Origin of the sequence: Aquimarina algiphila (assembly GCF_947494415.1) — a bacterium.
GTDB classification, from domain to species: Bacteria; Bacteroidota; Bacteroidia; order Flavobacteriales; family Flavobacteriaceae; genus Aquimarina; species Aquimarina algiphila.
Map to the genome: position 1 here is coordinate 1,229,961 of NZ_CANLVC010000006.1, position 23,556 is coordinate 1,253,516.

Annotated in this window: 24 protein-coding genes; 9 read left to right on the forward strand and 15 right to left on the reverse strand. The window is 31.2% G+C overall.

Annotated elements, in window-relative coordinates; genetic code table 11:
* Positions 1 to 90: 90 nt before the first annotated feature.
* Positions 91 to 789, forward strand: a complete 699-nt coding sequence (gene cmk, locus PQF96_RS14525) for a (d)CMP kinase (protein ID WP_109437667.1) — start codon at positions 91 to 93, stop codon at positions 787 to 789.
* Here cmk and PQF96_RS14530 read toward each other — a convergent pair.
* Entirely contained in the window at positions 786 to 1,151 is a 366-nt protein-coding gene (locus tag PQF96_RS14530) for a hypothetical protein (RefSeq protein WP_109437666.1), read from the reverse strand. The genes cmk and PQF96_RS14530 overlap by 4 nt on opposite strands.
* Before the next feature lie 252 nt (positions 1,152 to 1,403).
* On the reverse strand, positions 1,404 to 1,781 hold the full coding sequence (locus tag PQF96_RS14535) for a LysM peptidoglycan-binding domain-containing protein (protein ID WP_109437665.1): 378 nt from the start codon (positions 1,779 to 1,781) through the stop codon (positions 1,404 to 1,406).
* 149 nt (positions 1,782 to 1,930) lie between these two features.
* Here PQF96_RS14535 and PQF96_RS14540 point away from each other — a divergent pair, with 149 nt between their 5' ends.
* From PQF96_RS14540 to PQF96_RS14560, 5 genes are all read left to right on the forward strand, one after another.
* Positions 1,931 to 2,716 (forward strand): tRNA pseudouridine synthase A, encoded by a 786-nt coding sequence (locus tag PQF96_RS14540; RefSeq protein ID WP_109437664.1) that lies wholly within the window; start codon positions 1,931 to 1,933, stop codon positions 2,714 to 2,716.
* Between the two features lie 71 nt (positions 2,717 to 2,787).
* Positions 2,788 to 3,429, forward strand: coding sequence for an MOSC domain-containing protein (locus PQF96_RS14545; protein WP_271767008.1), 642 nt, complete (start codon positions 2,788 to 2,790; stop codon positions 3,427 to 3,429).
* Between the two features lie 27 nt (positions 3,430 to 3,456).
* Positions 3,457 to 4,257 carry an aldose epimerase family protein gene (locus PQF96_RS14550; RefSeq protein WP_271767010.1) on the forward strand — a complete coding sequence of 267 codons (801 nt, stop codon included), beginning with the start codon at positions 3,457 to 3,459 and terminating at the stop codon, positions 4,255 to 4,257.
* The gene (locus tag PQF96_RS14555) at positions 4,254 to 5,384 is read left to right on the forward strand and encodes a flavin-containing monooxygenase (RefSeq protein ID WP_271767011.1); all 1,131 of its coding nucleotides are present in this window, start codon (positions 4,254 to 4,256) and stop codon (positions 5,382 to 5,384) included. The genes PQF96_RS14550 and PQF96_RS14555 overlap by 4 nt, the downstream gene beginning before the upstream one ends.
* Before the next feature lie 71 nt (positions 5,385 to 5,455).
* Complete coding sequence (locus tag PQF96_RS14560) at positions 5,456 to 6,106, forward strand: hypothetical protein (RefSeq protein ID WP_271767012.1); 651 nt, start codon at positions 5,456 to 5,458, stop codon at positions 6,104 to 6,106.
* A 3-nt stretch (positions 6,107 to 6,109) separates the two neighbouring features.
* Here the strand turns inward: PQF96_RS14560 and recQ are convergent, their stop codons facing one another.
* The gene (recQ, locus tag PQF96_RS14565; protein WP_271767014.1) at positions 6,110 to 8,242 is read right to left on the reverse strand and encodes a DNA helicase RecQ; all 2,133 of its coding nucleotides are present in this window, start codon (positions 8,240 to 8,242) and stop codon (positions 6,110 to 6,112) included.
* Positions 8,243 to 8,361: 119 nt separating this feature from the next.
* Here recQ and PQF96_RS14570 point away from each other — a divergent pair, with 119 nt between their 5' ends.
* Positions 8,362 to 9,027, forward strand: a complete 666-nt coding sequence (locus PQF96_RS14570) for a DUF4386 family protein (protein WP_109437658.1) — start codon at positions 8,362 to 8,364, stop codon at positions 9,025 to 9,027.
* A 51-nt stretch (positions 9,028 to 9,078) separates the two neighbouring features.
* Here the strand turns inward: PQF96_RS14570 and PQF96_RS14575 are convergent, their stop codons facing one another.
* A complete protein-coding gene (locus PQF96_RS14575; protein WP_271767016.1) occupies positions 9,079 to 9,882 on the reverse strand; it encodes a hypothetical protein in 804 nt (267 codons plus the stop codon).
* Between the two features lie 44 nt (positions 9,883 to 9,926).
* Entirely contained in the window at positions 9,927 to 10,394 is a 468-nt protein-coding gene (locus PQF96_RS14580) for a hypothetical protein (RefSeq protein WP_271767017.1), read from the reverse strand.
* 103 nt (positions 10,395 to 10,497) lie between these two features.
* Here PQF96_RS14580 and PQF96_RS14585 point away from each other — a divergent pair, with 103 nt between their 5' ends.
* On the forward strand, positions 10,498 to 12,810 hold the full coding sequence (locus tag PQF96_RS14585; RefSeq protein WP_271767019.1) for a type IA DNA topoisomerase: 2,313 nt from the start codon (positions 10,498 to 10,500) through the stop codon (positions 12,808 to 12,810).
* A gap of 14 nt (positions 12,811 to 12,824) precedes the next feature.
* On the opposite strand, the gene PQF96_RS14590 is transcribed toward PQF96_RS14585, so the two are convergent.
* Together PQF96_RS14590 and PQF96_RS14595 are read right to left on the reverse strand one after the other, a co-directional pair.
* On the reverse strand, positions 12,825 to 13,418 hold the full coding sequence (locus PQF96_RS14590) for a hypothetical protein (RefSeq protein WP_271767020.1): 594 nt from the start codon (positions 13,416 to 13,418) through the stop codon (positions 12,825 to 12,827).
* A 116-nt stretch (positions 13,419 to 13,534) separates the two neighbouring features.
* Positions 13,535 to 14,254 carry a hypothetical protein gene (locus PQF96_RS14595; RefSeq protein ID WP_271767022.1) on the reverse strand — a complete coding sequence of 240 codons (720 nt, stop codon included), beginning with the start codon at positions 14,252 to 14,254 and terminating at the stop codon, positions 13,535 to 13,537.
* Positions 14,255 to 14,611: 357 nt separating this feature from the next.
* Here PQF96_RS14595 and PQF96_RS14600 point away from each other — a divergent pair, with 357 nt between their 5' ends.
* Positions 14,612 to 15,529 carry a hypothetical protein gene (locus PQF96_RS14600; protein ID WP_271767023.1) on the forward strand — a complete coding sequence of 306 codons (918 nt, stop codon included), beginning with the start codon at positions 14,612 to 14,614 and terminating at the stop codon, positions 15,527 to 15,529.
* Positions 15,530 to 15,595: 66 nt separating this feature from the next.
* Here the strand turns inward: PQF96_RS14600 and bla are convergent, their stop codons facing one another.
* From bla to PQF96_RS14640, 8 genes are all read right to left on the reverse strand, one after another.
* The gene (gene bla, locus PQF96_RS14605) at positions 15,596 to 16,336 is read right to left on the reverse strand and encodes a subclass B1 metallo-beta-lactamase (protein WP_271767024.1); all 741 of its coding nucleotides are present in this window, start codon (positions 16,334 to 16,336) and stop codon (positions 15,596 to 15,598) included.
* Positions 16,337 to 16,824: 488 nt separating this feature from the next.
* The gene (locus PQF96_RS14610; protein WP_271767026.1) at positions 16,825 to 17,265 is read right to left on the reverse strand and encodes an SRPBCC family protein; all 441 of its coding nucleotides are present in this window, start codon (positions 17,263 to 17,265) and stop codon (positions 16,825 to 16,827) included.
* Between the two features lie 93 nt (positions 17,266 to 17,358).
* Positions 17,359 to 18,210: a helix-turn-helix domain-containing protein gene (locus PQF96_RS14615; RefSeq protein WP_271767028.1), complete on the reverse strand. Its 852-nt coding sequence runs from the start codon at positions 18,208 to 18,210 to the stop codon at positions 17,359 to 17,361.
* A 348-nt stretch (positions 18,211 to 18,558) separates the two neighbouring features.
* Complete coding sequence (locus PQF96_RS14620) at positions 18,559 to 18,972, reverse strand: hypothetical protein (RefSeq protein WP_271767030.1); 414 nt, start codon at positions 18,970 to 18,972, stop codon at positions 18,559 to 18,561.
* A gap of 53 nt (positions 18,973 to 19,025) precedes the next feature.
* A complete protein-coding gene (locus PQF96_RS14625) occupies positions 19,026 to 19,559 on the reverse strand; it encodes a Crp/Fnr family transcriptional regulator (RefSeq protein ID WP_271767032.1) in 534 nt (177 codons plus the stop codon).
* A gap of 92 nt (positions 19,560 to 19,651) precedes the next feature.
* On the reverse strand, positions 19,652 to 20,275 hold the full coding sequence (locus tag PQF96_RS14630; protein ID WP_271767034.1) for a hypothetical protein: 624 nt from the start codon (positions 20,273 to 20,275) through the stop codon (positions 19,652 to 19,654).
* 145 nt (positions 20,276 to 20,420) lie between these two features.
* Positions 20,421 to 22,694, reverse strand: a complete 2,274-nt coding sequence (gene katG, locus PQF96_RS14635; protein ID WP_271767036.1) for a catalase/peroxidase HPI — start codon at positions 22,692 to 22,694, stop codon at positions 20,421 to 20,423.
* A gap of 182 nt (positions 22,695 to 22,876) precedes the next feature.
* A complete protein-coding gene (locus PQF96_RS14640) occupies positions 22,877 to 23,389 on the reverse strand; it encodes a hypothetical protein (RefSeq protein ID WP_271767038.1) in 513 nt (170 codons plus the stop codon).
* Between the last annotated feature and the right edge of the window lie 167 nt (positions 23,390 to 23,556).

Below are 23,556 nucleotides of genomic sequence, written 5' to 3' on the forward strand. Positions count from 1 at the left end.
TAACTTTTTTTCTTTAGCTTGTATTTTCAGGATAGTTTCGTGTATTTTTGGAACTCATAATGATTTCATTCATATAAATTCTAGATATAGTTGGAAGCAAAAAAGATTATTATAGCTATTGATGGCCATTCGTCTACAGGAAAAAGCACGGTTGCTAAACAACTGGCTAAGGCACTAGAATATATTTATGTGGATACGGGAGCGATGTATCGCGCAGTTTCTTTATATGCTATGAGAGCTGGTTTTATTGATGAATCTCATTTTGATATAGAAGCTTTAGAAAATGATCTTTCTAAAATCAATCTTAAGTTTGAAATTAGTCCAAAAACTGGCCTGGCCGAAGTATTACTTAATGGAGAGAATATAGAGCAAGAAATTAGAACCCTTGCAGTTTCTCGACATGTGAGTAAAATCGCTGCGGTATCCAGTGTACGTAGAAAATTAGTTGAACAACAACAAAAAATGGGTGTGGATAAAGGGATAGTAATGGATGGAAGAGATATAGGTACTGTTGTATTCCCTAAAGCAGAGCTTAAGTTATTCATGACGGCAACTGCCAAAGATCGGGCAGAACGAAGGTTTATTGAACTTTCTGATCGGGGAGAGGATGTAACCTATGAAGATGTTTTAAAAAATGTAGTAAATCGAGACCACATTGATAGCACAAGAAAAGATTCACCGTTACGAAAAGCTGGAGATGCTATCAAGATTGATAATTCTAACCTTACATTAGAAGAGCAATTTGATCAAATTTTACAATTAGCAAAAATTACAATAAAAAAATCTTAGTCTTCTGGAGAGGCAAGAGAATCAGATATTATATTCTCTTTTAAGTTAGCATCCACAAGTTCTTTGGATTGATACAATTTTATATCTTCTTTAACCCATTCTACAAGTTCAACGTATTCATCATTATTACGAAGAATTAATACACGATTTAATCGTAATAGATCATTTACAACTTGTTTATATTTTTGGATATTAGTATCGGTAACTTGATAAAAAGGTTTGTCTACCAGAATTTGATATTGTTTCCCATTGTTCAACACAATCTGATCTTTACGTTCATATATGATATTAGTCTTTGATATCGATTGAGCGTAATTGTTAATTGTAATGCATAAAAAGACTATAAATAATATTCTTTTCATAATGATTTATTTTGGGTCTATTACAAAATTACGGTAAAACCGTAAAAAGAAAATATTTTTTACCGGTTTTCTAATATATTTTCGATAAAATACAAGATTTAAGGTTGTATAATCAGGTAAGAGATCAAAAAAAGCCACTAAATTCGAATTTAGTGGCTTTTTTTATTGTGTAAAGTATTGAATACTAGATTTTAATACTAAGGTTGTGTATGTATTATATAGTATATACTTCTATTTTTTTGTTTATAAAACTTATAGATTAGGGATAACTAATTCTTGATCAGGATGAATAACATCAGGGTTCTTCAGAATACCGGTATTTGCCTCAAAAATAGCTTTATATTTCATTGGATCTCCATAATAATGTTTAGCAATTTTGCTTAATGATTCTCCACTTTTTACAGTATGTCTATGATATACAGAAGTATCTGCTACATTGATATCAGCTACAATATCAGAAGGAGATTCGCCTCCAATTTCTTTTATTTTATCCCAAAGCTGGTTTTTTTCATATTGAGTATTTGCCGTACCTTTTATTTTAAGAGTTCCGTTTTCTTCAGATACATCACCGTCCTGGATATTTAACTTTTGCCCTAAATCCAGAACATCTTGATACTTTGCTTTTACCATAACTAAGTTGATTTTAAATTATTAATTAGCTTTACTCAAATATAGGAAATTATAAAGTTGTGTTCACATAATTTTAGGATTAAAAAATGAATAAATATCGTTGAAATACATAATTTATCTATATTCGGACAGATTTTAAAAGATATTTGATGTTTCGTAAACGTTTCTATTATATAATTGAGCTACAATATCTTGGTTTTAGATATCATGGGTGGCAAAAACAACCTACAGTAAACACCTTACAACGTATGGTAGAACGAACTGTCGCTTATGTGTTGGATCATAAGGATTTTAAAGTTTTGGCTGCGGGAAGGACAGATGCAAAGGTGTCTGCAAACCAAGCTTATGTAGAATTGTTTGTTGATAAAGAACCTTTAGATTTGGAGATTTTTTATCCGGTATTTAACCAAAATTTACCACAAGATATAAGAGCTTTAAGTATTGAAGAAACTGATGAAAATTTTAATATCATTCAATCTCCTAAAATTAAAGAATATCTATATTTATTTTCTTATGGAGAGAAATTTCATCCTTTCTGTGCACCGTTTATGTATAATGTATTAGAAGACCTTAATATTGATTTAATGCAAAAGGCAGCTGTATTATTTGAAGGGAAACATAATTTTAGATCTTATTGTCATCGTCCTACCGAAAAAACAATTTTAGAAGGAGAAATAACACATTGCGAAATAAAAAAAAATGATGTCTATGTTGCTAATTTTTTTCCAAAAGAGAGTTATCTTTTACAAGTGAAAGGAGAAGGGTTTAAGAGAAACCAAATTCGATTAATGATGGGAGCTTTACTAGATTTAGGAAAGGGGAAAATTGATTTAGATTTTTTTAAAAAAACGTTAGATCCAAATGAAGAAGAAATTGTCTTAGAGCATATTGTTCCTGGTTCAGGTTTAATACTAAACTCAGTAGAGTTTAAATAAGCATACTGTACACTATGTTGGATAATTGAGGTAATAGTAGTTTTATAATCTTTTTAAAATAATATATAAGCATGAAGGTAATATCTACAAATATTGGTGAACCACAAATAGTGTCTTGGAGAGGGAAAGAAGTTAAAACAGGAATCTATAAACATCCTGTTAACCTACCAATATATCTGGATAAAGAAGATGTGAAAAATGATCATGTGATCGATCGAAGATATCACGGAGGTGTAGATAAAGCATGTTATATATATGCTACAGACAACTATTCATATTGGAAAGAAAAATATCCCGATTTGGATTGGAATTATGGGATGTTTGGAGAGAATCTAACAGTTTCAGGTTTTGATGAAAAAAAGATCAAGATAGGTTCTATTTATACCTTGGGAGAGACCACTGTACAAATATCAAGACCGAGACAACCTTGTTACAAATTAGGAATTAGGTTTGGGAATCAAGCAATTATTAAACAGTTTGTTGATTCTTTACTTTCTGGAGTATATGTAAGAGTGTTAGTCCCTGGAGAAGTTAAGGTGAATGATGAATTTGTATTGGATACAGAAAATAGTGAAGGGATTTCAATTTCAGAATTAAATACCTTGCTATTTCATTATGATGATACATTACACAAAAACCTATTACAAAAGGCACTTGATGATCCTTTAATTTCTGAAAGTGATAAGAAGTATTTTAAAAAGCATGCATCATAATATTCAAAATTATCTAATCAACTTTTTATGGCTGATACTATAAAATTACGTAGCGATGACAACCATTCTGTTGTTACCATTTATAAAGGTGAATTGATAAGTTATCAACTAATGGGTGTAGAGGTAATGCATCAGAAAGGAGATCCTGGATGGGGAAGTACAGAAATTGAAATGTTTCCTATTATTGGAGCAACTGCAGCAAATGATTTTTCTGTTCAAACAGCAAAAGGAGAAGCAAAGCTAGATCAACATGGGATTTTGAGAGGAATGGAATATCTTCCAATGCAAGAAGAAAGGAGTAAAGCTTCTTTTTATAAAACATACAAGGCAAATACAGAAGTTAAGAATCCTAAATTTCCTGAAAAATCAACACAGCAATATATGCATTGGCCATATGATTTTCAGTTTACAAAAATCTTTGATTTAACAAATGGAAGTCTAACCATTTATTTCGAAATACAATCAGAAGATGGGATGCCATTTATGTTAGGTTTTCATCCTGCATTTAAAATTTATAGCAAAAATCCGATTTTAAGAACTGGAAATACACTTGTTTCTTTGGACGAGGTTCTTGAGGTCGGCTCATCTGCTTTCCTTCTCGAAGAATGTAAAGAGTTAGTACTGGAAAATAATGATAGCCTTATAGTTAATCTTAAAACAAAGGGTTTTCGGCATATGATGCTTTGGAGTGAAGTTAGCAATATGGTATGCATAGAACCTATTACCTTTTATCCATCAAGTGTATCCATACCACAACTGCATAAAGGATTTGACTATAGTTCTGAATATGAGAAATATCAAGTTACTATTTCACCTTTATTATTATGAAAATTCAAGAACTTGAAAATTTAGTTATAGGTGCAGGACCAGCTGGGTTAGCAGTAGCAGGGAGACTACGAAAAAATAATATTCCGTTTGAAATTATAGAACAATCCAATAAAATAGCATGGAGTTGGCATAATCATTATGATCGATTACTGCTACATACAGTAAAAGAATTATCTCATTTACCGTATCTAAAATTTCCTGAAGAATATCCAAGATATATCCCCAAATCCTTGTTAGCAGAATATTATGAGAAGTATGCAGAGCATTTTAAAATAGAACCTCAGTATAATACCAAAGTAGAAACAATACAAAAAAAAGGAGATCATTGGATAGTTGACACCAATACTGATATATCGTTTATGGCTAAAAATGTAATTGTTGCTACTGGAGTAAATCGAGTTCCTTATGCTCCAAAATGGAAAGGTCAGGATGATTTTAAAGGAAAAATAATTCATAGCAGAGTATATAAAAATGGTAAACCATTTTTGGGCCAGAAAGTAATCATTGTCGGGATGGGAAATACTGGTGCAGAATTGGCATTAGATCTTAGTGAAGCTCATATAGATGTAACACTATCGGTGAGAAGTCCATTACTTATTGTTCCAAGAGATATTAATGGTCGCCCCGTACAGACCACAGCAAAGAAACTAGAAAAGTTACCTTTTGGATTAGGCAGATGGATTGGTAAGCAGGTTCGGAATATTGTTATTGGAGATTTATCAAAATATGGAATTTCTATTTCTAAAAAAGATCCGATAGATCATTTAAAAAAGACAGGAAAAACTCCAGTGATTGATTTGGGAACGGTTAAAAGAATTAAAGAAGGTAAAATTAAAGTAGTAGGAGATATAGATCATTTTAATAAAAATGGAGTTCAACTAAAGAATGGAATTGATATTGAGGCTGATGTTGTACTTCTAGCTACTGGGTATAGAGCAAAAATAGAAGATTTTATAGAAGATACAGATGAGCTTTTGGATGTTGAAGGTGTGCCAAAAAGTCCTATTGCAGTTGGGGCTCATCAAGGGTTGTTTTTTGTAGGTTTTGATAATTATAAGCTTGGCGGAATTTTAGGTACGATTTTTAATGATTCTAAAACGATAGTAGATGAAATTTTGAAACAATAGAAGTGATTTCACTGTTTACCGTGTTCTGTACCAGTTGTTATTGAATGATATTTGTGATAGTTTTTAATAGTATGAAAAATAAATTTTTGATTGTTGCTTTACTTTTGATTAGTTATCGATTATTAGCTCAGGAGTTAGATACTCCTTCTATTGTATATAACGATACCGATTTGTCATGGCAGAATTTTCCTGCGATCTCAGAAGATGGATCATATTATCTAATTATTTACAACGAGTATTCTTGTTGTGTGGATACCGGAAGTATTTTACAACAACGTAGTGTTACTACTGGAGAAATTAATAAAGAAATTATTTTATATCCCAATGAAACTGATCAAATAGAGTTTTCTTCAGAGAAAAAAGCTACTATCATTAAAGCGGTACAAGATTTATTAAAAGAAACGAGCTATTTTAAGTTATTTGAAGTGAAAAAACATGAACAAATTCAACAAAAGGATAATAATGAATTATTTGTAAAAGCCAAATTACTAACTCAATCTTTCACAAGTAAAAGTGTGAATTTACCTTTGTCAAAACTTCATGGATTTTGCTGTACGGGAGATTATGATAGTAAAGAAAGCTGTGATGTAAGTCAAAGTATAGAAAATGTTTGGTTAAGTAAAAAGCATCAATTATTACTTATAGAGTCAGGTGTAACACATCCAGCCGATGGTTGTGATGACGGCCCATACTATACTGTAACACCTCTTTTAAAAGAATAACTTTTAATTCTTTACATCTATACTCTCATCTTTTAAAACAGTTAAGGCTATCTTGATTGTATTATAATCAAGAGCTTGTTCAAAATGTTCAAAATATGGTTTTAATGTATCAGGTTGGTCGAGTTCTTCTTTTGCTTTTTTAACTGCTGATAGATCCGCAGCACTTACGAATTGTTTTAGATCGATATCCTCACCATCTTCATGTAATTTCATAATATGAGAAAATACTGTAGAAGCGGCTAGTTGTCTTTTTATGGCTATTTCTTCTATTGATAACCCTTCTTTATAAAGCGTTAATGTTTCCTTATGTGTATTTCCTTTTTTTGAACTTTTCTTTTTCTTTTTTGTCGTTTTTTCTTGAGAAAAATCAATAATCGCTTTTATAAATTGATACCCGTAATTTTGCATTTTTTGTCTTCCAACACCATTAATTTGCATGAATTCATCATCACTCATCGGACGGGATTTCTCCATTTCTTTTAATGTGGCATCACTAAAAATTTGATAGGCAGGAATACCGGCTTCTTTTGCTAGCTCTAATCGCAGTAATCTTAGTTTTTCAAATAGATCAGGAGTTGATGATTTAGCAATTTGTTCTATAGCAACTTCTTTTATTTTTTCAAACTCTTGTAAATGGGCTATACTTACTTTTTTGCCTTCAAATAATACCTTCTTAGAACGTGAAGTAAGTTTTAGTTTATTGTTTTGATGAAAAGCAATTTCTAAATACCCTTGATTAATTAATTGTATAATATATTGTTGCCAATCTCTCCATGATATTTCATTACCAATACCATACGATTTAAGGTTTTGATATCCTTTATCATATACTGCTGCATTCTGTGCACCTCTTAAAATATCAATCACAGTTCCAATAGGTTCTTGTTCTTTGATTCGGGTAACCGTTGATAATGCTTTTTGAGCAATGATTGTTCCATCAATAAAAGTTGGTGGATTTTTACAAACATCACAATTACCACAATCTTCTTCGATCAGTTCTCCAAAATAACTCAGTAGAATTTTACGTCTGCAACTCAGTGAATCAGCATACTGCTTCATACGATCAAGTTTTGCTAGCTGTACCTCTTGATTACCAGACATATTGGCAAACTTTTGCAATTGTACAACATCAGCATAACTATGAAACAGTAGTGTAGAAGAGGGGAGTCCATCTCGTCCCGCACGGCCGATTTCTTGATAATACCCTTCAATGTTTTTTGGCAAGTTATAATGAATAACCCAACGAACATTTGATTTATCGATACCCATCCCAAATGCAATAGTTGCACATACAATTTGTACTGTATCATTAATAAAACCCTCTTGTACTTTAGATCGCTTATGATGATCAATACCTGCATGATATGCTTCTGCAGTATACCCTTGTTGCTGTAATTTTTCTGCAATAGCTTCTGTAGTTTTTCTACTTAAGCAATAAATAATTCCACAATCATTAGGCTTGTCTTTAAGAAAATTAATGATCTGTTCTATTCGTTTGTTCCCCGGTCGTACCTCAAGGCTTAAATTTTTTCGATCAAAAGAAGCTAAATGCTGTATGGCATTAGGGATGTTAAGTTGATCACAAATATCCTGGCGTGTTGCTTTATCAGCGGTTGCCGTTAATGCAATCACAGGGGTTTTGGGAAATTTGGTTTTGAGATACCCAAGTTGAGTATAAGCAGGTCTAAAATCATGTCCCCAAGCCGAAATACAATGTGCTTCGTCTATTGCAATTAAACTTAGTTCTATTTGAGAAAATATAGTATCCAAAAAACTTAAACTTTCTGGAGCGACATAGAGTAACTTTATTTCTTTATCCAGGAGTTTCTGGTATATGTCTTGCTGCTCACTTTCTGTTTGACTACTATTAATAAAGGCAGCATGTATACCGTTGGCCAATAAACCATCTACCTGATCTTTCATTAATGCGATTAAAGGTGAAATGACCAGAGTTACACCAGGTAGCAATAATGCAGGAAGTTGATAACAAATTGATTTTCCGCCACCAGTAGGCATAATAACAAGATTATCCAGATGATTAAATACAGCATCTATAATCTCTTGTTGTAATGGCCTGAAAGTGTCATAACCAAAATATTCTTTTAATGTACTTTTAATTTGTTGTAGGTCTGGCATAAATGCAAAGGAACAAAATTAGCATGGGAAAATAAAAGTGTTTTGTACAATGATAACACATTAGGAAAATCTAGTAACAAAATTGGGTTTGATCCGTCTTCAAATAAAACAGCGATTTTATGGCAGCACTAAAAAACGTACAAAAATTAGGTGGAATTTCAGCAATACTTGAAGCTATTATTTATGGTATTGCCTTTATCATTTATGGAGCAGTATTAGTATATCCTCCAAGCGATGCGAATACGATACAAGAACTTAAGTTTCTATCTGATAACCAAACTATCTTAATGATTTTGAATTTAATAGTTTATGTGTTATTTGGGGTTTTACTATCCGTATTGGTTCTTGCTATTCATGAACGTTTAAAAAATACTTCTCATGTTCTTTCAAAAATAGCTTCTGTATTTGGTTTAATTTGGGTTGGATTAGTAATAGCAAGCGGAATGATAGCTAATATTGGCTTAGACTCTGTAATTCGAATTGGTGCCAAAGAACCAGAACAGGCGATGTTGATTTGGAAAAGTGTTGAAATAGTTACTGAAGGCTTGGGAGGAGGAAACGAAATAGTTGGCGGAGTTTGGGTATTGCTTCTTAGTATTGCAGCTTTAAAAGGGAAAAGTTTCTCAAAACCTTTAGTTTTTTTAGGATGTATAGTTGGTTCAGCTGGTATTCTAACTATATATCCAGCAGATATATTTACTGAAATTTTTGGCTTAAGTCAGATCATATGGTTTATTTGGTTAGGAATATTCATGCTTCGTAACAGTCAAAAATCAGTACATTAGAAATCGTTAACGATCAAAAGTTCTTATAAAAAATAAGGGTAACTACTTTGCTTATTTTGGAAGTCCTAAAATATAGTATCCTAATTTTTTTCCATTATCTTTTTTTGCTTTTTTAATTTCCCATAGGTATGTGTCATTTTTTATGTCTTTTAATAGATGTTCTACATCACTAAAGGTATAAGTTCTCATTGTTGATGCCTGACCATCCCATGCATAAAAAAGAGGAATGATGGGTATGATATAAGTGAATACAATTTGTTGCCATGTTAATGGTTTTACAAATGGTGTCATAAAAAGTGACATTATAAAAAGTATAGCTAACGAGAGGGGTAAAAATAACCACCATAAAAGGGTAGGAACAAAATTTTCTCCCATTTCATATATAAGAATAGGTTCGTTATTATCTTGAGCAGATTTTAGTATGCTTTTTGCTTGATTGGGTGGCATATGATGAAAACTATTCATCATGGTCTTTAATCCAGGTGGTGTTTCGGTTAAATTAGTAGCATCAATAGATGTCTGTTCATAAATAATGTTGGCTAATTGGCTATTGTTAATTCGATTTACAAAATCAGGATTGGGGTGTAAGTCAGTTAAAATTAGTTGAACCAACTCTGATGTATTAATGTCATTTATTTTTTTTATTACTTCCAACATGGCACCACCTGATCCAGAGCCTAAATCAACAATTTGTGAAAAATCGTGTCTGTTCTTTATATTTATAATTAGATTGGTAATAACCTCGCTAGTTCCTAGTATTTTGTGTAAAACTACTATAAGATTAGTCATACTGGTTCTTATTGTATTCGGGAACCAATCAAAATCTTCAAATTCAAAAAGTTGTATTCTTTTCATTAGTTTGATTGTTGTCGTAAGAACAAGTTTAACCTTGTACTTAACTAGTCATATTTTTTCATCCGTTTTCTAAAGAAATCTAATTCTTCTACTGTCAATTTCTTTTTATTAAAGTTGATATAGCGCAGTCTTGTTTCATTTGTTTTTAACCAAATTTCATTATTTTTCTCGGTAATACTAGTTATCCAATCCCAGTTCTTGTATTCAGGTTTTTGTTTACTACCAACATGATGTATTGCTATAGATTCATTGTTAAATTCGATAACAGCATTGAATATTAAACGATTTGATTGAATTTTTGCACTTAATACTATGATTATTAGTGAGATAAATATAATGATTAACGTGATTCCTATTGCCGTTTTAAGCATTGATCCAAAAAGGTTTGGATTTACAATCGCAATTAAAATAGATGCTATTATATATTTAATAATACTTCGATTAATAAAATTATATACTTTGGCTTTTAGGATCGTATAGAAATTAATAGTTACGGTCTTTGTTACACTCATGGTTAAATTTTAATTGTAAATCTAATGTATTGGTTAATTCAGAGTTTTGTCAAATTGTTTTGTTAAAAATCAATCTATATTTTGACTATTTTTGTTTTTAGTTATGAAAGTATGTATTGCCGAAAAACCAAGTGTTGCCCGTGAAATTGCTTCTGTACTAGGAGCAAATGTAAAATGCGATGGATATTATGAAGGTAATGGATATGCTGTAACCTATACTTTTGGTCATCTCTGTACATTATTTGAACCTAATGATTATAAACCTTATTGGAAAAGTTGGGATCTTAATAATCTTCCTATGTTGCCCGATAAATTCAGAACCAAAGTGGTTGACAATTCTGGAATCAAAAAACAATTTGGTATTGTAAAAAAATTGTTTGATAAAGCTACAGTAGTGATTAATTGTGGTGATGCCGGTCAGGAAGGAGAGCTAATACAACGATGGGTTATAGACCAGGCAAATTATAAAGGAGAAGTGCAACGTTTGTGGATTTCATCATTAACCACAGAAGCGATTAAAGAAGGTTTTGAAAACCTACAACCCTCTACGCAGTACGATAATCTGTATTATGCAGGGTTTTCGAGAGCAATTGGAGATTGGTTATTAGGTATGAATGCCACAAGATTATATACCGTTAAGCATGGTGGATATAAACAAGTATTATCTATTGGTAGAGTACAAACGCCTACACTTGCGATGCTGGTAAATCGATTTAAAGAGATTCAGAGTTTTAAACCCAAACCTTATTGGGAGTTACAAACGGTTTATAGAGATACTTTGTTTAATTGTGAGGAAGGAAGGTTTTTAAAAAAAGAAGAAGGAGAGACCTTTGCTAAAGTCGTTAAAGAAAGTGATTTTGAGATTGTATCTATCACTAAGAAAAAAGGCAAAGAATATGCTCCCAAACTTTTTGATCTTACTGGACTGCAAGTTTATTGTAATACTAAGTTTGGTTTTTCTGCGGATGAAACATTAAAAATTGCACAAAAGTTATATGAGCAAAAGGTAATTACCTATCCTAGAGTGGATACCACTTTTTTACCTAATGATATTTACCCTAAAGTACCTGGCATATTAGGAAAATTAACAAATTATCAAAAGTTGATCGAACCAATCCTTAATGAAAAGATTAAAAAGTCAACTAAAGTTTTTAATGATAAGAAGGTTACAGATCACCATGCTATTATTCCTACCGGAGTTCAGATCAATTTACAATATAACCAACAACAGGTGTATGATATTATTACCAAACGATTTATAGCTGTGTTTTATGATGATTGTTCTGTAGCCAATACAACTGTGATTGGTAAAGCAGATACCGTAACTTTTAAAACTACGGGAAAAGAGATTTTGGAAAAAGGTTGGAGGTTGGTTTTTGAAACCCCAAATGCTAAAGAAAAAAAAGAAAAGGGGATACTTCCTTCTTTTGTAAAAGGAGAAAAAGGTCCACATGAACCTTCTTTTTTAGAAAAAGAAACCAAACCTCCTAATCAATATACTGAAGCTACTTTATTAAGAGCTATGGAGACTGCCGGAAAACAAGTAGATGATGATGAAATGCGTGAACTAATGAAGGAAAATGGTATTGGAAGACCATCTACAAGAGCAAACATTATCGAAACTCTATTTAAGCGCAAATATATTGAGCGAAATAAAAAACAAATTCTTCCTACAGTAACAGGAATACAACTTATTGATACCATACAGAATAAACTCCTCACTTCTGCAGAGCTTACAGGACAATGGGAAAAACAACTAAAAGAGATTGAAAAAGGGAACTTTCATGCTGGTAACTTTATTAAAAACATGAAACAAATGGTGGATCATTTGGTATATGAAGTTCGTACAGAAAAAGTACGAGCTAATATCTCCCATACAACATCGGCTAAGAAACCCATCTCAGGAAACAAAAAACAACAAGTAAAACTTAATGAACAAGTATGTCCAAAATGTAAGCATGGGAAACTTCTGAAAGGGAAAACTGCTTTTGGATGTAGTGACTATAAAAATGGATGTGATTTTGTACTTCCGTTTTCTTTTGAGGGAAAAAAGATATCAGAAAAACAGTATTTACGATTACTCCAAAAAGGATGTACAGTTAACCTTAAAGGTTTTAAAACTTCTGAAGGGAATAAAGAAGGACTTATTCGTTTCGATGATCAATTTCAATTACTTTTAGAAGAGAAGAAGGTTGCTAAGACCACTCATCAAGAACAAAATCCTAATACCATGTCTTGTCCCATTTGTCAAGAGGGAACTGTTGTAAAAGGTAAAACAGCGTACGGATGTAGCGCGTATAAAAATGGATGTGATTTTAGATATACTTTCGATACTATACGAGAAAAGGCTAATGGAAAACCATTGACAACTTCATTAGTTTTTTCTTTGCTAAATGAAAGTGTAAAAGCAGAATGATTAATATCTAATATCTATTTTTTATTAATAATCATTTCTAGTAAGCAAGAGGTGTGTGTATATCGATCAGAAAGAATATCAATAGTATAATTTTCTAAAGCAATAGTATATTTATTTTTGATTATACTATCATAAAAGTTAAAGCTTTTTATGGTATCTTTTGTTATCACTTTTAGCGTGTAATTTGCAGTGTCAAAGTACTTACGGTCTTTATCTTCGGGAGGTCCATCATATCCCCATTCATGATAGCAATCGATTAGTTCTATTTCTAAGTCACTTTTATCACCCACCATTATACTTCCTGTATTTAATAATGCAAACATTTTTCCTAATCGTATTGGCTCAATACTTAAATAATAATTGCTGTTTTCAATCAAAAATGTTAAGAAGTATTTTTTATATGCTTTAGCATAATAAGAGCTTTCTGATGGATCATTATTAATATAAAAAGAGGCAATGGATTCGCCATTGTTTTGGACTTCTAAAGATATATCTCCAATTAAGTGAGCCGCAGAACTTTTATCATATATATTTAAGTTGGTGGTTATCTTTAGGTCATTATATTCAATAATACCACTTTGCCCATGTTTTAATGATATCTTTTTCATACTCTTTTGTGCGCTAATGTTATATAATATAAAGAATACAAATATGGATACTATAATTTTTTTCACGTTTTTATTTAATGTATTGTAATTAATCTTTGATGTGTAAAATTTAATCTTTAATTCTTGTTTTTAATAATAGGCGTAGGAGGATGAGCAACAGGAGTAGGGAAAAAAGTGGGATCAAATCTATCTAATATTTCGATCCTTGATGTATTTAAATTTATTTTTAAACGATACTGTTCAAAAAATGTATTAAAATGTTTAATATCAATAAATTCATTGTCCATTCTTCTTATTGTCATTTCATATATATATTCTTGCTCCTGGGTCAATACAATAAGATAATTTTTAATTAATTCTGCTACCCCGTTTGCAGTGAAATATTTGATTTCTTCTAGTGTGCTGCTTACGATGGTTTTATTTATTTTTTTCAGGATAACATTATGATCTTTTAATAGAGTGCCATAATCATAAGAATCTTGTAAGCGATAAAGGTTCATGATAAGGTCTTCGGGGTTTATTTTGCGACCAACTTCAAATTCAATACCTCCGTCTGGTGTTCTTATCACAGAAGGATCCTCCCAATCGATACCGATGTTCTCAATTCCCCAATTAAATTTATCTTTTTTGTAAATTCCTGGATTAACAAAAAAAGTAATTTCATTATCAGAATAATAATCTGTAGTATTATCAATTCTTTTTTTGAGATGAATTCTCGTCAATTGATTTATGGGAAACCCATTGCTTTCTAGTTTTTTAGCAACTTTCAAAATAAGTTTTTGTTCTAGACTTGTAAATTCTGAAATAGAAGATTGCAGGCCTCTGGGGATATCCATAGCTGAATTTTTTTGATGTTTTTTTCCACTAAAGAAAAGTGTGAAAACGGACAATACAATTATTGATATATATCTATATTTCATGAAGCTTCTTAGGTATTTGTCCAGACTATATTTATTTTAAACCTTGTATGTTTTGGTTTTTTCTTAAACTTATAAAAATTTAAGGCTTTTACAAAAAAGTAAAGACCTTTTGTTTTTTGACTAAACCTTCTATGATATTATATGGATGTTAATTTCTTTCTTTTTTTGACAGTTGATGATATGAAAACTATTTAAATTATTTTTTACTTTAAAATACTGTAACATGGGCTCTGAATTTTTATCTATATAAAAGATGATTTAATTATAGCAATTATGAAATTAAAGCAAAAATTTATAATCTCTCTATTTTTTGCACTTCCCATGGTACTTTGTGCACAGGCAGAAATGATATTCAATGATACTCAATTGAATGAATCGTTGGCGACCGTAACTCAAAAATTAAAAGATATCTCTGAAACTACGAATGTAATTTTGATTGATAATCCAAGTTTTCCTTTAGCCAAAACCAAAGAAGAACATTTGGTTTGTTCAAAAATAAAAACAAAGCATGGGATAATTGAAAAAGCGGTATTTACTTTTGCCGATAACAAACTTAGCTATATTGAAGCCAAAGGAAATGTTTTTAATACATTTACAGAGACACGTAATGACACTGCCAGAACGTATATGGATTATGATGTTTATGTTAAGGATAAACTATTCTTAAACAAGAAAAAAGATATAGCTTGGATAATTACCAAAGAAGCTATGCATACTAATTTATTTACTTGGGAAAATCCATATCTCAATTTTCCATCGACAACTAAAATTGAATCCAATGATTCAAGTAAAATACCACCATTTCTTAAGACAGGAAAGACTTTGAATGAATTAAAACCAGTATTAGAAGCCAATAGTAAATTTATAAATATAGAAGAATTAGATGGCTCTGACCCTAATGCACAACTGCAAATAAACTGTTTTGGAGTTGATTATTTAGGGTTTCCAAGAAAAGTAGAAGCGCGTTTTGGAGATAATAAGCTTAATGTGGTATGGATTTTAACAGGAAAAGGGGAGGAAGATAGAATTCGCAAGGCTTTAACTAATCAATATGGTGATCCAATTTTTGTAAATGATGCTTGGGAGATTTTCAATAACTGGCAAGTTGGTTTAAGAAAAGATAAACCAGAGGTCTTGCTTATAAAAAAAGAATTAGGACTAGAATACAAAACAACCTATTTTAAGCAGTAGTAATTCTGGTTTAATGATTAGGAGTAAATATACTTTTCTAGTATTATGATAAGTTAGGCTAGATTGTTAAGCCTTCTTAAATAATTGAATTGTATGATCCAAAAGTTCTGTTCCTCCCGGTTTACCATGCCCAGGAATTATAATTTTTAAATCAGGGATTTGCTTTTTTATCTTTTCAACAGTTTTAGACCATTCATTAGTATTAGCATCTTCAAGATTACCTTTGCCTGCTTTGGCTGATTTAACTAAACATCCTCCAAACAATACTTTTTCATTGGGGAGATATCCGACAATGTTATCTATGGTATGTCCCTCACCAAAGAACTTAACATGAACGTTTTGAGCACCTATTTTAATTTTCATTTTATTTTTAAAACCATATTCTGGTACTACTTTTAGATTATTTTGTTTTACCAATTTAATCGTGGTATTATTAGCGTATGATTTTGCTCCGTTATCATGGAATTGCTGTAATCCTCCCAAACAGTCTGTGTGAAAATGAGTAACTACAACAGCTTTAACTTTCTTTTTTCGTTCTTTTTCAATCCAATGTATAAGCTCTTTTGAGGTTTGATCATTTGTGGGAGTATCAAAAACAATAGCTTCATCTTCATTAAAATATACCATTCCGTTACACGCAACTTTTCCAAAATCATTTGTCTCTAGATAAGAAATATGCATAAAAACATTATTACCAACTTGTTTGATTTTTAGTATTTCAGATTCAAAAATATTTGTTGTTTGTCCACTAGACCTACAACAGCAAAAAACAATAGAAATTGCTAATAAAATAAATGTTTTGTTCATAAAAACTATTCTGTTTTTTAATTGGATCTCACATTGGGTATAAAACACCTGACGCGGTAAATTAGCGAATATTCAAATATAATCATTGCTTTTGTTTGCTGTTCATGTAAAATTTATATTTTTTTTAATAAAAAGCTTTTATATATGGTATGCTATAACTACTATTTTGCAGGTAAACTCATGACATAATCATAGCTTTCATTTAAATATTCTGATAATTTGTCTAAATCATTTAGCATATTCTCTGGGATGAGTACATAACCTCGCATAACTGCATTGTAAGATTTATAAATAGTAGTATCAAATTCCTTGATATATTTTTCCTGAACTTCTTTTGAAAACCTAAACCCTATTTCTCAAGCCTTATTAAAAAGCGAAAACATATGTCCATTTGCAGAAGTGTATGGCATTGTTTTTCCTTTTCTTTCAAATCGGTTACATTTTGCAACAAGTTGATCGTATGTTTTTAACTTTTTTTCCCACATAGTTTATTGTTTTTCAGCAAATTCTTTAAATTGACTCATCCATTTTTCTACTTGTTTTCTGTATATACCCGGAAAAAAGAGGGCTATTATTTTTGGTAAAAACCAATTAATCCTGATATATTCACATTCATAATCGTATTGTGTTGTTTTAGAATTAACTTCTGTAAAGGTATATTTCATGGTATTGTCCATATGTTTGTGATGATAAAAAGCTTCTAAAGATTGAGGTAAATCATTTTTAGTGATCGTTTCAGTGATTACCATATCTTGTTTACCATATTTATAATACATTTTTGATTTTGCTCCTTTTTGACCAGAAACACCATTAATTAACTCTTTTTTTATAAACCCATCTTGGTATTCTTTGTTGTACTCTTCATTCATAAAAAGAGCGACAACCACCTCTCTTTCTTGATGTATTGTTACTGAACCTTTATATTTCATAATTATAGTCGTTTAATCTCTTGAGGCATAGTTAAAGAGATAAAATTACATTTTGGTTACAGAATCGTTTTGTAACCTTATTTTTTTACAGTTTTAGTTACGTTTTATCTTTTCAAGATATTCTGAAGGAGAGATGCCTTCAAATTCTTTAAATGTTCTATAAAATGAAACCTTGTTATTAAAACCACATTCAAAGGCAATTTCGATTAGTTTTATTTTTTCTCCATTAGCATTTTGAATAATTTTTTTGGCTTCATTTAATCTATATTGATTAAGCAATTTTTTAAACGAATAGTTGAATTTTTGATTAATAATTTCTGAAACATAAGCAGAAGGAAGTGCAACTGATTCAGAAAAACGTTGAAGATTTAGAGTGTCATCCAAATAAATTTTGTCGATTTCAAATTTATTAGCGATTAGGATTTCATCTTTTTTTCTTTTTTGTAAATCACTTAAATCAGGGGTTTTACTACTAAATATAGTCGATTTGTCAATTAGTTTGTAAGCTACGGCCTGAATAATAAAAGTCATTACAAGCATACTCATTTGATTTACCAAAGCAAAGTTGTATTTAGCTATGGGTTGAATTATAAAATACATAAGATGTAATACTAAAAACACTGAATAAATGGATAAAACAATATGATACCAGTTTACCAAAACATTATTGGTGACCTGTAGTTTAAAGTGAGTTAATTTTTTGATACTTGAATATATGTATACACCTATATATACGAAGAAACTTAAGCTAAAGTAAAAATCAAAACTTTGAAATGAGGGGACTTTTTCCATGAAGACTTTTATGGTTTCTAATTTTTCAATTCCGTTTAAAAAATAGAAAGGAAGATTAGAAAGTAATATTAAACCAAAAGGAATAAAATGCAGATACATTTTTTTTGATAGCTTAAAACCTTTAATTGTTATTGCAAGTGTCATAAATAACATCAAAGGAGGTTTTAAAAAACTAATAGGATAACTTATACCCAATAGATGGGGAATAGAAAGAATTAATTGAGTTTCTACTAAAAGTCTTTCAAAAAGCGTAATGCCTTCAATTATTAAAAGGGATGCAAATAAATTTTTAAACAGAGTTTTATTGTCTGACTTTAATAGAATAAATGCAATGAAAAAAGCCTGGCAGGTGCCATAAGTAATTATAACGTTAAGTATCAGTGAAGTCAACCCCATTATTTATACTTGCTAAGTATTCTTTCAAAGATAACTAGTTTGATTTGAAGAAGAAATCTAGAGAAGCTTAATTATATCTTTTATTATGAATGTTATTTTTTTGTTTTAATCAAATGGAAGTAAGTCAGGGGTTAAAAACTCTTTCTTCGCATACTTTGAATTAAAAATATCAAAACTATAATGACTTTCAATAAGTTGTTTAAAGCGCGTTTTTAATTGTGGAAACTCAAGTATGAAATCTTTAAAATTATTAGAATTTGATTGTCGTATGAAATGATTTACAACTTTGGTTGCTGCAATAGTTAAGGTTTTGTTGTATTTATCTTTTGCGTCAACAAAAGTTATAAAATTTTGTAATTGTTTTTGAATATTTTCTTCTGCTTGTTCAATTCCATAGTTTTTAATATGTATCCATGCTAGTCTTAGATGAGCTTCGTGACTGAAGATTTCTGGATCAAGAGTACAGTCAGTAAATGAGTTTTCAAATGCTTTGTCTGTGAGTTCAAAATGTTTTTCCATAGTATATTACATTATATATTTTAATGTAAAGAAATGGATTTCTTATTTTTTTCTCATTTACATTTGTTGATAAATTGTTTTCGTGCTCTACTTAATTGTGTTGGTGTAATACCCAGATAATTTGCAATATAATAATGAGGTATTCGATTAATTAAACTTGGATATTCTTTTAAGAATAACTCATATTTCTCAACAGAATTCAGATTTAATAATGATACCAATCTTGACTGTAATTGTTTATTGAGTTTTTGGAATTCGTTGGTTACTATTTTCGTGATTTCTTTGTCTTTATTAACCCATGACATAACTTCAGAATAATCGGCTATAGAAATCTTACATTCTTCTAATGCTTCTATGGACATTACGACATTTGTTTTTGGGATATAACTACCAATAATCATATCATTCTCCTGGTAAAAGTGAGTCGTAATTTCATTACCGTCATTATCATATACAATCCCTCTCATAATTCCTTTGATGAGCATTCCTATTTCTATGCAAGGTTTACCATACTGAAGAAAAAAATCCCCGCGATTGAATAACTCAGTTCGATGTAGAGATTCGCTAATTGTGGTTTTTTTAGACATTTTAATTATGATTATTTCTTAGTTGAAATATAAACTCGGTATATTATTAACTATAGAATGGAGAACTATTATCGAACTCATTATAAACTTTGTTATATATAATTTTTTCGTTTCTTTTCTCGAAGTATTCCTAATATTAAACCAAGTATAGCGATTAAAAAGCATGCTATAATCCAAAAACCAAAGTTATGCTCATGAAAGAATAATCCAAAAGCAAATATAAAAGAGAATAGTATCAGTCCAATAACTTGCCAAATGTAATCTTTTTCCAGTCGCATTCTTTTGTCTAAGACCGGAGTTAAATTAAATAAAATTTTGATTTCGTCCCATTCCCAAATAATAAGTAATAGATTGGCTAATAACATTAATCCAGTTATTACCGGGGTATACGCAAAATAATATGATAGGGTTATAATGAATATATTCAAAATAATAGGGAAATTAAATAAGGCTCCAAGTTTAGAGTATTTTTGAGTCATTAGTAAAAAACCAGCTATTAATTGAGCAATTCCGATGAACTTCCAATATAAACCTGATTGATACATAGTTTCAAAGAAATGCCAAGCGCTATTAATGGGGTTCAATTCTCCACTTTCAGCAGTGAAACGATTTCCTTTAATCTTTACGATGCTTGCAAAGACAAATGCTCCACCAATTAATAACCTCGTGTAAATTATAAAAATTTGACTCCAGACCTTTTCTTTAATATCTCCCATGATAATGTTCGTTTTTATTACGACGCATAAGCAAAGAGTTTGTTACTTTATAACATTTTGAACAAAAGATTGAAACATCTAAAAGAAACCCGCTTAGATCTTAAAACTAAGCGGGTTGATTATATACATTTTATTCTATAGATAGCTATAGATCAAATCGATCAAGTTTCATTACTTTACTCCATGCATTAACGAAGTCTTTTACAAATTTCTCTTTTGCATCGTTACTAGCATAGACTTCGGCCAATGCTCTTAATTCAGAATTAGAACCAAAAATAAGATCTGCTCGTGTAGCTGTCCATTTTAGTTCATTAGTTGCTCTATCTCTTCCTTCATATTTTTCTTTTGCTTCAGAAACGGCTTTCCATTCTGTACTCATGTCCAAAAGATTAACAAAGAAATCATTGGTTAATGTTCCTGGGCTTTTAGTAAAAACACCATGTCTGGAGTTATCATGATTGGTATTTAAAACACGCATACCTCCAACGAGAACTGTCATTTCTGGAACAGTTAATGTTAATAATTGCGCTTTGTCAACAAGCAATTCTTCTGTAGTCAAAGTGTATTTTGTTTTTAAATAGTTTCTAAATCCATCTGCCATCGGTTCGAGTAATGCAATTGAATTTATATCAGTTTTCTCTTGTAAGGCATCCATTCTTCCTGGAGTAAAAGGAACCTCAATAGAATAACCCGCTTTTTTTGCTGCTTCTTCTATGGCTGCAGAACCTCCTAAAACAATCAGGTCAGCGATAGATACTTTTTTTCCTGTTGTATTAAAATCACTTTGGATTTTTTCTAAAGTTGCTAAAACCTTATTCAATTGTTTTGGATTATTAACCTCCCAGGTTCTTTGAGGTTCTAGTCGGATACGAGAACCATTGGCACCACCTCTTCGATCAGAATTACGATAAGTAGAGGCAGAGGCCCATGCTGTTGATACTAGTTCACTAATTGTAACATCTGCATTAAGAATACTCGATTTTAATGCGGCAATATCTTTTGCATTTATTAATTCGTGGTCAACTGATGGAATTGGATCTTGCCAGATAAATTCTTCTTTAGGAGTTTCAGGGCCAAGGTATGTAGTTCGAGGTCCCATATCTCTATGGGTTAATTTAAACCATGCCCGAGCAAATGCAGCATTAAATTCTTCAGGGTTTTCAAGAAATTTTCTTGAAATTTTTTCATATGCAGGATCAAATCGTAACGAAAGATCTGTTGTTAGCATCGTTGGTTTATGTTTCTTTTTGTCATCAAAAGCGTCTGGGAATATTTCGTCAGCATCTTTTGCTTGCCATTGATGAGCTCCACCCGGACTTTTAGTTAGTTCCCATTCAAAATTAAATAAATTGGCAAAGAAAGTATTATTCCATCTGGTAGGTGTAGCGGTCCAAATAACTTCTAAACCAGAAGTAATAGCATCTTTACCTTTTCCGGTTCCATGATCACTTTTCCAACCTAGCCCTTGTTCTTCAATAGTGGCATCTTCTGGTGAAGCCCCCAAGTGTGAACCACTTGCAGCGCCATGTGTTTTACCTAATGTATGTCCTCCGGCTATAAGGGCTACTGTTTCTTCATCGTTCATTCCCATTCGTCCGAATGTTTCTCTTATATCTATTGCTGCGGCAACAGGATCTGGATTACCATTAGGCCCTTCTGGATTAACATATATAAGTCCCATTTGTACCGCTGCTAAAGGTTTTTCTAGTTCTCGATCACCAGTATAACGTTCATCATCCAACATTTTACCTTCGGGTCCCCAATACACATTACTTGCAGGTTCCCATACATCTTCTCGGCCTCCGGCAAAACCAATGGTCTTAAAACCCATAGATTCAAAAGCAACATTACCAGTGAGTATCATTAAATCTGCCCAAGAGATTTTACTTCCATATTTTTGTTTAATAGGCCAAAGAAGCCTTCTTGCCTTATCCAGATTGCCATTATCAGGCCAACTATTTAAAGGAGCAAAGCGTTGTTGCCCTTCTCGTGAACCACCACGGCCATCACCAGTTCTATATGTACCAGCACTATGCCATGCCATACGAATAAATAAGCCCCCATAATGTCCATAATCTGCTGGCCACCAATCCTGAGAATCTGTCATTAATTCGGTTAAATCTTTTTTTAGTGCATCATAATCCAAGCTATTAAATTGTTCTGAATAATTAAAACCCTGCCCCATAGGATCTGATTGCGATGAATGTTGTCGAAGTACACTTAGATCAAGTTGGTTTGGCCACCAATCTCTATTGGTTTTGCCATCGTTGCTTACGTTAAGCCCTCCAGATGGTCCTTCAGAAGTGAAACCAAAAGGACATTTTCCTTTTTTTTCTCCATCACCTTTTACTTCACTTTGATGGCAGCCGGTTAAAAGAATCATAGCAAAAGCTAATGTTATTAAGAGTTTGTTTTTCATTTGTGTAATTTTTAGTTAATATGTGGTTTTATTGTCGGTTCATAAAGTTAAATTTATTTTTTTGCAGATAAAAGTTGATATTATTTATAAAATTATAGTTAGATAGATAATATCTATGATTTAACACATAAAGCATCTAAAAAAATTATATCGTCAAACAGACTTTTATAAAGAATACAAGTTTAAAAACCAATACCAAAATGTAACGCGGCAGTAAATGATATTTCTTGGTCATTACCAACTCTTATGGGCAATACGAGTTCTGCAAATACATTAGTTTTTCCTAAGGAAAACCCTCTGTTTAAAAGTGGTGTAATTCCATATCTTCCACTTTTAGTTTCATAAGCGATCCGATTTCCAAACGTAAGTTTATTACCAATGCCCCATAATAAACCAGGATGTATTAGAAGCTCATTTACAGCACTAGTATTATCTCCATCAGAATCTTCAATAGAACTTATAAAAGGAACGAGTTCTACATCAAAAGCAAATTTTTCACTTTTGCGAATCGTAACACCTATTGGAAATCCAATAGTATACGGATCAAATCCATCAGTGGTATCTCCATCCTGAATGGTTACTATGGGCTGAACAAAACCAAAGTGACCACCGATAGTGTTTTGCCCTCGGACATTGTAAACACTTAAAGATAGAAATAGAATACTAGCAATTAAAAAGGACGGTTTTAGAGTCATGACATTTTATTTTAAAGATTATTAAAAAATTAAAAATGATTTACATACTGTGTGATGTATGGTAATTTGTAGGACGATGCATTAATCTTCCTAATAATTCAAATAGAGTTTGTAGAGACTAGCGCTTTTGATTATCATATTTTGTTTAAAAATATGCTGTAGCAGAA

What these genes read in the sequence shown, in the direction of transcription:
- PQF96_RS14530 (WP_109437666.1), bottom strand. Translation starts at nt 1,151, where the DNA reads ATGAAAAGAATATTATTTATAGTCTTTTTATGCATTACAATTAACAAT.
- PQF96_RS14535 (WP_109437665.1), bottom strand. Translation starts at nt 1,781, where the DNA reads ATGGTAAAAGCAAAGTATCAAGATGTTCTGGATTTAGGGCAAAAGTTA.
- PQF96_RS14540 (WP_109437664.1), top strand. Translation starts at nt 1,931, where the DNA reads ATGTTTCGTAAACGTTTCTATTATATAATTGAGCTACAATATCTTGGT.
- PQF96_RS14545 (WP_271767008.1), top strand. Translation starts at nt 2,788, where the DNA reads ATGAAGGTAATATCTACAAATATTGGTGAACCACAAATAGTGTCTTGG.
- PQF96_RS14550 (WP_271767010.1), top strand. Translation starts at nt 3,457, where the DNA reads ATGGCTGATACTATAAAATTACGTAGCGATGACAACCATTCTGTTGTT.
- PQF96_RS14555 (WP_271767011.1), top strand. Translation starts at nt 4,254, where the DNA reads ATGAAAATTCAAGAACTTGAAAATTTAGTTATAGGTGCAGGACCAGCT.
- PQF96_RS14560 (WP_271767012.1), top strand. Translation starts at nt 5,456, where the DNA reads ATGAAAAATAAATTTTTGATTGTTGCTTTACTTTTGATTAGTTATCGA.
- recQ (WP_271767014.1), bottom strand. Translation starts at nt 8,242, where the DNA reads ATGCCAGACCTACAACAAATTAAAAGTACATTAAAAGAATATTTTGGT.
- PQF96_RS14570 (WP_109437658.1), top strand. Translation starts at nt 8,362, where the DNA reads ATGGCAGCACTAAAAAACGTACAAAAATTAGGTGGAATTTCAGCAATA.
- PQF96_RS14575 (WP_271767016.1), bottom strand. Translation starts at nt 9,882, where the DNA reads ATGAAAAGAATACAACTTTTTGAATTTGAAGATTTTGATTGGTTCCCG.
- PQF96_RS14580 (WP_271767017.1), bottom strand. Translation starts at nt 10,394, where the DNA reads ATGAGTGTAACAAAGACCGTAACTATTAATTTCTATACGATCCTAAAA.
- PQF96_RS14585 (WP_271767019.1), top strand. Translation starts at nt 10,498, where the DNA reads ATGAAAGTATGTATTGCCGAAAAACCAAGTGTTGCCCGTGAAATTGCT.
- PQF96_RS14590 (WP_271767020.1), bottom strand. Translation starts at nt 13,418, where the DNA reads ATGAAAAAGATATCATTAAAACATGGGCAAAGTGGTATTATTGAATAT.
- PQF96_RS14595 (WP_271767022.1), bottom strand. Translation starts at nt 14,254, where the DNA reads ATGGATATCCCCAGAGGCCTGCAATCTTCTATTTCAGAATTTACAAGT.
- PQF96_RS14600 (WP_271767023.1), top strand. Translation starts at nt 14,612, where the DNA reads ATGAAATTAAAGCAAAAATTTATAATCTCTCTATTTTTTGCACTTCCC.
- bla (WP_271767024.1), bottom strand. Translation starts at nt 16,336, where the DNA reads ATGAACAAAACATTTATTTTATTAGCAATTTCTATTGTTTTTTGCTGT.
- PQF96_RS14610 (WP_271767026.1), bottom strand. Translation starts at nt 17,265, where the DNA reads ATGAAATATAAAGGTTCAGTAACAATACATCAAGAAAGAGAGGTGGTT.
- PQF96_RS14615 (WP_271767028.1), bottom strand. Translation starts at nt 18,210, where the DNA reads ATGTTATTTATGACACTTGCAATAACAATTAAAGGTTTTAAGCTATCA.
- PQF96_RS14620 (WP_271767030.1), bottom strand. Translation starts at nt 18,972, where the DNA reads ATGGAAAAACATTTTGAACTCACAGACAAAGCATTTGAAAACTCATTT.
- PQF96_RS14625 (WP_271767032.1), bottom strand. Translation starts at nt 19,559, where the DNA reads ATGTCTAAAAAAACCACAATTAGCGAATCTCTACATCGAACTGAGTTA.
- PQF96_RS14630 (WP_271767034.1), bottom strand. Translation starts at nt 20,275, where the DNA reads ATGGGAGATATTAAAGAAAAGGTCTGGAGTCAAATTTTTATAATTTAC.
- katG (WP_271767036.1), bottom strand. Translation starts at nt 22,694, where the DNA reads ATGAAAAACAAACTCTTAATAACATTAGCTTTTGCTATGATTCTTTTA.
- PQF96_RS14640 (WP_271767038.1), bottom strand. Translation starts at nt 23,389, where the DNA reads ATGACTCTAAAACCGTCCTTTTTAATTGCTAGTATTCTATTTCTATCT.